The 4,856-nt window shown below is 37.7% G+C and carries 7 protein-coding genes and 1 pseudogene; 3 read left to right on the forward strand and 5 right to left on the reverse strand.

Going from position 1 to position 4,856, the window contains the following annotated elements:
- Nucleotides 1-355 precede the first annotated feature (355 nt).
- The gene (locus ACGF49_RS23945) at nucleotides 356-1,279 is read left to right on the forward strand and encodes a hypothetical protein (protein ID WP_228902654.1); all 924 of its coding nucleotides are present in this window, start codon (nucleotides 356-358) and stop codon (nucleotides 1,277-1,279) included.
- A 540-nt stretch (nucleotides 1,280-1,819) separates the two neighbouring features.
- On the opposite strand, the gene ACGF49_RS23950 is transcribed toward ACGF49_RS23945, so the two are convergent.
- The 3 genes from ACGF49_RS23950 to ACGF49_RS23960 form a co-directional block, all read right to left on the reverse strand.
- Nucleotides 1,820-1,978 carry a hypothetical protein gene (locus tag ACGF49_RS23950; RefSeq protein WP_387493134.1) on the reverse strand — a complete coding sequence of 53 codons (159 nt, stop codon included), beginning with the start codon at nucleotides 1,976-1,978 and terminating at the stop codon, nucleotides 1,820-1,822.
- A gap of 209 nt (nucleotides 1,979-2,187) precedes the next feature.
- Nucleotides 2,188-2,508, reverse strand: coding sequence for a hypothetical protein (locus tag ACGF49_RS23955; protein ID WP_387493137.1), 321 nt, complete (start codon nucleotides 2,506-2,508; stop codon nucleotides 2,188-2,190).
- Nucleotides 2,509-2,531: 23 nt separating this feature from the next.
- Nucleotides 2,532-2,783, reverse strand: coding sequence for a hypothetical protein (locus tag ACGF49_RS23960; RefSeq protein WP_387493139.1), 252 nt, complete (start codon nucleotides 2,781-2,783; stop codon nucleotides 2,532-2,534).
- A gap of 214 nt (nucleotides 2,784-2,997) precedes the next feature.
- On the opposite strand from ACGF49_RS23960, the pseudogene ACGF49_RS23965 reads away from it, so the two are divergent.
- Together ACGF49_RS23965 and ACGF49_RS23970 are read left to right on the forward strand one after the other, a co-directional pair.
- Nucleotides 2,998-3,275, forward strand: a pseudogene (locus tag ACGF49_RS23965) (type II toxin-antitoxin system RelE/ParE family toxin).
- The gene (locus tag ACGF49_RS23970; RefSeq protein ID WP_387493142.1) at nucleotides 3,275-3,571 is read left to right on the forward strand and encodes a HigA family addiction module antitoxin; all 297 of its coding nucleotides are present in this window, start codon (nucleotides 3,275-3,277) and stop codon (nucleotides 3,569-3,571) included. The pseudogene ACGF49_RS23965 and the gene ACGF49_RS23970 overlap by 1 nt, the downstream one beginning before the upstream one ends.
- Before the next feature lie 25 nt (nucleotides 3,572-3,596).
- On the opposite strand, the gene ACGF49_RS23975 is transcribed toward ACGF49_RS23970, so the two are convergent.
- Nucleotides 3,597-3,767 carry a hypothetical protein gene (locus tag ACGF49_RS23975; protein ID WP_387493144.1) on the reverse strand — a complete coding sequence of 57 codons (171 nt, stop codon included), beginning with the start codon at nucleotides 3,765-3,767 and terminating at the stop codon, nucleotides 3,597-3,599.
- A 271-nt stretch (nucleotides 3,768-4,038) separates the two neighbouring features.
- On the reverse strand, nucleotides 4,039-4,596 hold the full coding sequence (locus ACGF49_RS23980) for a LemA family protein (protein WP_113041991.1): 558 nt from the start codon (nucleotides 4,594-4,596) through the stop codon (nucleotides 4,039-4,041).
- Between the last annotated feature and the right edge of the window lie 260 nt (nucleotides 4,597-4,856).

The raw sequence follows: 4,856 nt of genomic DNA on the forward strand, positions 1-4,856 counted from the left end.
AAAAATATCAAAGCACATGGTTTTTGCTCTCAAAAAGAGAGTATGAGATCATAACTATTACCGTCGGTCAAATCTGATTTTTTTAACAAAATATTCACGATCTTGCCCTGGCGTTTATTCCGATTCCAGCGTGAGCATAGTAATAATTCGCCCTTATTATTTGAAAATAAAAATGATAGCGAAGATGGATTCACATTCAGTCCATATTTTTCTTTAATCAATGGAAAAGTGGTTATTTCTAGATAATCATGGCCTTTTTTGGATAACTCAGTATTAACTGTTTTTTGCAGTTAATGCTGGGGAATAAGGAAATATAACTAAAATATAAATCAACATACAAACTGAGATTGTCGCAATGAGAAAAGTTTTTTTATTTTTTATGGTCCTATTTTCAATATCAGCTTATGGGAAAAATACTATGGATAAAGTTAAATATATCACTTATTTAGAAACTAATCGGGCACGTTGTGTCCTTAGAGTCAATGGGATGTATACATTAAGTAACCTGCATTCAATTACCGGCACTATATCGACCGGGTATAATATTGCACCATTATTGCAGAATGGTAAGAATACTATTTATATCGAAATGGCTCCATTTAGTGATGCAAAAGAAGGATATATTTATAAAGATAAGGATGCGGAGTGTAAAGTCCGGTTGGTGAGGATGACTCCTTACCACTCGGATGAAATCACGAATATTATTGCTAGCGTGGCAGATAAAAATGGCATAGCAGAGCCTAATAGTATGAAATCTGTTAATTTTAATACTGATACAGCACAGTATAGTAAAATAACGGAAAAAAACCTCAAGGGTGAAGGCATTTATTATGCAGAGAGAACAGTGACATTAAATGATTTGCCTGTTTGGGCTTGGACTACGGCTACTCCCTTGCCGGAGACGGAAGCAAGCACCGAGTTAGTTAGAAAAGCCTATGAAGATATCTGGCAAATAATGAAAAATAAAGATTTGGTAGCTTTACAATCGTCAGCTAAATTAATGTTGCATGAATATGCATTGGCCAATAACAGCACAGAACAGGTTTTTTTTGATTCTCTGGATTTTAAGCAAGATTTTGATAATGGTTATCAGGCAGTACCGATAGACTGGAGTAAATATAAACTGATACGTTATATGGGGGGACGGTTATTTAGGTTACAGCTTGAGCATAGCAATAATTCACCTTTGTTAATTGAAGATAAAAATAACAGTGAGAATGGTCGCACATTTAGCCCCTATTTTTCTCTAATCAATGGAAAAGTGGTTATTTCTAGATAACTATGGCCTTTTTAAAACAACTCAGTATTAACTTTTTCCGGTAGTTAATACTGAGAGATAAGGAAAGACTATGCTTTCGATTTACATGAAAAGTGCCGTTTGTGATTGTAAAACCCCGGACCCTTATATTCACAAAATTAGTGTTAAAAGTGGGTAAACGGGTTTTTCATTATAACCAGATTGAACCGATAGGGGATATTTGAGTGGTTGATGAAGCGGGTGGTGTACTGGCAGCAATTTCATTGGTGGGAAAACGGTGTGTGTCTGACAATCCACACTGTTTATCTCTTTTTTATTGCGTTATTTTTACGATTTTCTTCATAAAATAAAAAAATAACCGGTGGCAAAGCACCTTAATCCCCATCTATTTTGGTAATATTGTTTTACATGCAGATTTATTTTCAATTCATTATTAATGGTTAATGATTTTCGATTAAATTCCATTAACTCTCCTTATGAAAGGTTTTAACCAAGTTAAATCTTCCCTTGATATAAAAATTTAATACTTCTGTATTTTCACTTTTAAATGATTATGGCAGGTTAAAATAAATGAAGTATATACCCGTCATCTTTCAAGCTGCCTCTTTGTTGGCTGCGCTCACTCACCCCGGTCACATAGTTATCTATGCTCCCGGGGATTCGTTCCCTTGCCGTCGCGATGCAACTTGAAATCCATAGGGTATAACTGATGATAATCATATCCGATTTTTATCTTTACTGATGCTGTTTTACCCGCAGTTTTAAGCAGTTTTAATAAATTATCCCCCTTTATTTTGTCTTCATAAATCAGCCGATAAATAGCCTGATGGGATAAAAATATCCCTTTCTGTTTTCTCAAATAATCATCCCCTTTTTTCAGGGTTTAAATCCTGTCACATTAACCGTTTTATCCCTTTTTACCCCTTTTTTTATTTCTTCTTCTTTCTTTTCTTTTTCTTGGTATTATTTTTTCCTTCTATTTTCGAATGTCTCTGGCGTATGGCGTCATCCTGTTCAGCCAGTTTAAACACAGCTTCTTTATTAATAAACCAAAAAGACAAACAGGCCGTTTGGGCAATAATCAAGCTCCAGAACAGGCGGATAATATCGTTTGTAAAGATTAAATAAATGACCACGACACAGAGTAAATTAACAAAAACAGAGGTTAATAAACTGATAACCAATGTCTGAATAACCTGGCTAATTCCTGGTATTCGAGCAAAGGGAAGTAGGCATAACATTGCACCCATAGGGCCGAAAATCGCAGTGACGATTAAAATATCCAGAATAACAGAGCCGTCTTACCGTGTACTTTCTGAAAATCACTAAGCAGAGTTTTGACCAGTTTGCGTTCGGCACGAACCGATAGCCAGTGAACGATTTGAATAAACAACTCGATCAATTCGTCGATGATTTCCCGTTGCCGCCAATACAAGAAGATCGTAAAGAGTCCGTAGTTGAGTGCCTTGATTTGCAGATCCAAGCTTTGAGACAGGGTTGAGACGCGGGCATAGCCAATTAACACGAAATAGCTCCTGTAATTGTGCCAAAAACGTTCGTTTGTGCAATCCCATTTTGCAGATCGGTAGGTCAGTGACTTATCCATTGCAAAAATCTATTGCCAAACCTCCTCAAATGGCAACAGGTTAACGCAATTGCGCCCGATGACTTATTGTGACTATTGCGTGACGTGTAACATTGTCGTACGCTATTACACGCCATGTAATACGGATAGGACGATGATTAAATCATTCAAGCACAAAGGGTTGAAGCAACTTTTTGAAAAAGGGATTACTTCTGGTGTACCGGCGCAGGATGCCGAGAGGATTAACGACCGTTTACAGGCTATTGATGCGGCAAATGAAATAGGTGAGTTAAACCGTCAAATCTATAAACTTCACCGTTGAAAGGAGATCGCGAAGGTTACTGGTCTATTACTGTCCGGGCTAACTGGCGCATTACTTTTCAGTTCATTAACGGTGATGCTTACATTTTGAATTATGAGGATTATCACTAATGAGACAATTTAAAATTTCCCATCCTGGAGAGATTATAGCCAGAGATTTAGAGGACATGGGTGTTAGTGGTCGTCGCTTTGCACTCAATATTGGAGTAACACCCGCTACGGTATCGCGTTTTCTTGCCGGTAAAACTGCGTTAACTCCACCACTGGCAATTCGTATTGCCGCCGCGCTGGGAAGTACACCTGAGTTTTGGCTGCGTCTCCAGAGCGCTTATGACCTGCGTCAGTTGGAAAATCAAATCGACACGTCCGGGATCGTTTTATATGGAGAACAGGACGAAATGTCGTAGGTCATCTCAAAGCATTAAGCAATAGTCAATGCGGGGCTACGCCAGCCCTGCATTTGTTTGCAGTTATCGCAGCTACCCGGTCACTACCCCTTATTAAAATCGCCATGGCAAGGATAAGCAGAAAGGCGCCAAAGAATATATACCCGTTATCTTTCAAGTTGCCTCTTTGTTGGCTGCACTCGCTCACCCCGGTCACATAGTTATCTATGCTCCCGGGGATTCACTCCCTTGCCGCCGCGATGCATCTTGAAATCCATAGGGTATATAGGAAAAATGTTTGAAAGGATAATCGAGATAAAAAACCGTGCTGGTAATGATCAATCCAATTAAAAGAACGGAAAGCCAGTGAAGGCGTTTAAATCCCACGACTTCTTTTAAAAGGAGATTGAGGATAAAGATTAATACGCAGGAAAAAACAAAAATAAAAGTAAAAAATATCATAGTCATCATAAGGTTTACTATCTGATTTATTTAAACTTGATACCGTCATAGGCTTTTTCTTCCTGACAGATTTCTAATAAAGGTAGCCTCTGATAATGAAACATGCGGGCAAAAATCAGATCAGGGAATAGATAAATCGCCGTATTATACTTCGTTACTGCATCATTAAACATTTCGCGGCGATGAGCAATTTTACTTTCTAGATCCGTCACCGATGTCTGCAATTGTGAAAATTGGGAACCTGAAATCAGTGTCGGATAGTTTTCAGCTACGGCCAGTACAGATCGGAATGCATTGTTCATTTCATTGGAGGCTTTGATTTTATCTGTGAAGGTATCGGCATTAAGATATCCCTGCCGTGCATCATTTAACCGAGTAAAAATATCACGTTCATGTTCCATAGACTTTTCCAGCACGGTCACAAGCTGCGGGATCTGTTCTGCACGCTGTTTTAAAATAACATCGATATTGGCAAATGTATTGCTTGTCTGCTCTTTCAGAGCAACTAGCCGGTTATAAATTGTGATCCCCCAACCGATAAGTCCTACAGTAATGAGGGAGATAATGATAGTGGTTATTGTCATCTTTTTCTCCACGAAAATCCGGTTATAAATAACATTTCAAAATAAGTGATCATCTGGAGGGAACTCAGACAAATTTTTGCGATCTGAACATCCAAGATTAACGGAAATATAAATAATCGATATTTTGATAAAGGGATTATCATTATGCGAATGCAAGTTAAAAACTAATTGAAATGAATGGCTTTCATAAAGTAATTGTTGTAAATATAATGTTTTCTCTTTTTTTCTTTTCTGGTATTTGATTCTTTAGGCTCTTCTAT

The organism is Photorhabdus sp. RM96S, assembly GCF_042879335.1.
GTDB lineage: Bacteria > Pseudomonadota > Gammaproteobacteria > Enterobacterales > Enterobacteriaceae > Photorhabdus > Photorhabdus kayaii.